Below are 3,458 nucleotides of genomic sequence, written 5' to 3'. Positions count from 1 at the left end.
TGCCCGCGCTGCTCCGGGGTCTCGTCCGCCCCGCCCGCCGCCGCGCCGCCGACCCCGTAGCCAGGACCGCCGCCGACCCGGCCGCCTGGGTCGGGGACCTGGTGTCGACCCAGGTCGCCGACGTGCTCGGGCATTCGTCGGCCGCCGCGCTCGACCCGCGCCAGGCGTTCGCCGACCTCGGGTTCGACTCGCTGTCCTCGGTGGAGCTGCGCAACCGGATCAGCGCGGCCACCGGCCTGCGGCTGCCGTCCACCCTGGTGTTCAGCCACCCCAACGCCGCCGCGCTCACCGCGTTCCTGATCGCGGAACTGACCGGCACCGCCGCCGGTCCTGTCGCCGGCCCCGTCGTCGACGAGCCGGAGACCGCGCCTGCCGACGACCCGATCGCGATCGTCGCCATGAGCTGCCGCTACCCCGGCGGCGTCGACAGCCCCGAGGAGCTGTGGGCGATGGTCGAGCGCGGCGGCGACGGCGTCACCGGGTTCCCGGACAACCGGGGCTGGGACCTCGGCGGGCTCTACCACCCGGACCCGGCCCACCCCGGCACCAGCTACACCCGCGAGGGCGGGTTCCTCCACGACGCCGACCGGTTCGACGCGGCCTTCTTCGGCATCTCGCCGCGCGAGGCGATCGCCATGGACCCGCAGCAGCGCCTGCTGCTCGAGCTGTCCTGGGAGGTGTTCGAGCGGGCCGGTCTCGACCCGGCCGCGCAGCGCGGCAGCCGCACCGGGGTGTTCGCGGGCGTCATGTACCACGACTACGCCTCCAGCATGGCCGTCGTGCCCGACGACGCGGAGGGCTACGTCGGCACCGGCAGCGCCGCCAGCGTCGTGTCCGGCCGCGTCGCCTACACCTTCGGTCTCGAGGGTCCGGCGGTCACCGTCGACACGGCCTGCTCGTCGTCGCTGGTCGCCCTGCACTGGGCGGTCCGGGCGCTGCGGGCCGGGGAGTGCTCGATGGCACTGGTCGGCGGCGTCACCGTGATGGCCAAACCGAACACGTTCGTGGAGTTCAGCCGCCAGCGCGGGCTGGCCCCGGACGGCCGGTGCAAGTCCTTCTCGGCCACCGCGGACGGCACGGCCTGGTCGGAGGGCGCCGGTGTGCTGCTCGTGGAGCGCCTGTCCGACGCCCGCCGCAACGGGCACCCGGTACTGGCGGTCGTGCGTGGCACGGCGGTCAACTCCGACGGCGCCTCCAACGGCCTCACCACCCCGAACGGGCCTGCGCAGGAACGGGTCATCCGCTCCGCTCTGCGGGACGCAGGACTCGCACCGTCCGATGTGGACGCCGTGGAGGCGCACGGCACGGGCACGGTCCTTGGCGACCCGATCGAGGCCGAGGCGGTGCTCGCGACCTACGGACAGGACCGGGACCGGCCGCTGTGGCTGGGTTCCTTCAAGTCCAACGTCGGCCACACCCAGGCGGCGGCGGGCGTCGGCGGGATCATCAAGATGGTCATGGCCCTGCGTGGCGGTGTGCTGCCACGGACGCTGCACGTCGCCGAGCCGTCGCAGCACGTCGACTGGTCCGCCGGGGCGGTCCGGCTGCTGACCGAGGCCCAGCCGTGGCAGGCGGGGGAGCGACCGCGCCGGGCCGGTGTGTCCTCCTTCGGCATCAGCGGCACCAATGCGCACGCCGTCATCGAGGAAGCCGTCCAGGTACCCGCCCCGGCACCGGCCGGTGTGCCCGTGGCGACGCCGTGGGTGGTGTCGGCGGGCAGCGAAACCGCTCTGTCCGACCAGATCGACCGGGTGACGGCCGCCGCGGCGGACCTGAGTCCCGCCGACGTCGCCTTCTCCCTGGCCACCACCCGGGCCGCGCTGGCCCACCGTGCCGTCCTGCTCGGCGGCCACACCGTCGCGGGCAAGGCGTCGTCCGGCGGTCTGGCGTTCTTGTTCACCGGTCAGGGTTCTCAGCGGGTGGGGATGGGCCGGGAACTCCATGAGGCTGTCCCGGTCTTCGCTCAGGTGTGGGATGAGGTGTGTTCGCGGTTCGGGGGTGTCCCGCTCGACGACGAGGTGTTGCTGAACCGGACCGACGGCGCGCAGGTAGCCATTTTCGCGTTGGAGGTGGCGCTGTTCCGGTTGCTGGAGTCGTGGGGTGTCACGCCGGATCACTTGTTGGGTCATTCGATTGGTGAGCTTGCTGCCGCGCATGTCGCCGGGGTTCTGTCACTGGATGACGCTTGCACGTTGGTGGCGGCTCGTGGTCGGTTGATGGCGGCTTTGCCGTCCGGTGGCGCGATGCTGGCGGCGGAAGTGTCCGAAGAGGACGTTCCGGCTGGTGTCGATGTCGCGGCGGTGAACGGTCCGACTTCGCTTGTGGTGTCGGGAACTGAAGAGGAGATTTCCGCTCTGGAGGAGCGGTGGCGGGCTGAGGGTCGTCGGGTGAAGCGGCTTGTGGTGTCGCACGCCTTCCACTCGAAGTTGATGGAGCCGATGCTCGCGGAGTTCGCTGTCGTCGCGGAGTCCTTGACGTACCACGAACCTGGGATTCCGTTGCCGGGTGCGGTGACCGACCCGGCGTACTGGGTGCGGCAGGTTCGGGACACCGTGCGGTTCGCCGACGGTGTCACGGAACTGCGTGAACGCGGCGTCGTCACCTTCGTGGAGCTGGGGCCCGATCCGGTGCTGTCGGCGCACGTCACCGACGCCGTCGCCGTACTGCGGCGCGGCCGCGACGAGACCGGCACCGTGCTCGCCGCCGTCGCCGCCGCGTGGACGCGCGGCGCCGCCGTCGACTGGGCGCGGATCGTGCCGGAAGGCAGGCGCGTCGACCTGCCCACCTACGCCTTCCAACGCGAGCGGTACTGGGCCGAAGCACCCGCCCCCACCCTTTCGGGGCAGGACGACACCGGGTTCTGGCAGGCGGTCGAGTCCGGCGACGTCTCCGTCCTCGCCGACGAACTCCGCCTCCCCGACGGTGCCGCGCTGAGCGCCGTCCTCCCCGCACTCTCCGCGTGGCGCGAACGCGGCCGCACCTCGGCCACGGTCGACGCCTGGCGCTACGCCGTCGCGTGGCGGCCGGTCACCCCGCCCGCCGCCGCACTGACCGGTACCTGGGCGGTCGCGGGCGCGGGCGCCGACGTCGTCGCCGCGCTCCTGGCCGGTGGCGCGGACGTGGTCGAGATCGACGGCCAAGACGAACTGCCCGGCACCCTCGCCGGTGTCGTGTCCGGACTGGACCTCGACGGCACCGTCGCGCTCAGCGCCGCGCTGGAAGCCGGGCCACCGGTGCCGCTGTGGTGCCTGACCAGGGGCGCGGTCGCCACCGGCCGGTCCGACCGGATCACCGACCCGGTCGCCGCCCGGATCTGGGGCTTCGGCCTGGTCGCCGCGCTGGAACGTCCCGACCGCTGGGGCGGCCTCGTCGACCTGCCCGACGAACTGGACGGGCGCGCGGGTGCCCGCTTGGCGGCGGTCCTCGCGGGCGGCGCGGGCGACCAGCTCGCCATCCGC

At 73.3% G+C, this 3,458-nt stretch carries 1 protein-coding gene; it reads left to right on the top strand.

What is annotated here, in order from left to right; genetic code table 11:
• The coding region (locus WBA97_RS05530) for a type I polyketide synthase (protein WP_424229594.1) at positions 1–3,458 on the top strand (3,458 nt) is incomplete at both ends.

The organism is Actinophytocola sp. (assembly GCF_049647105.1).
Taxonomy (GTDB): domain Bacteria; phylum Actinomycetota; class Actinomycetes; order Mycobacteriales; family Pseudonocardiaceae; genus Actinophytocola.
Note: the sequence above shows the minus strand (reverse complement) of the source record. Positions and strands in the feature narration are given on the sequence as shown.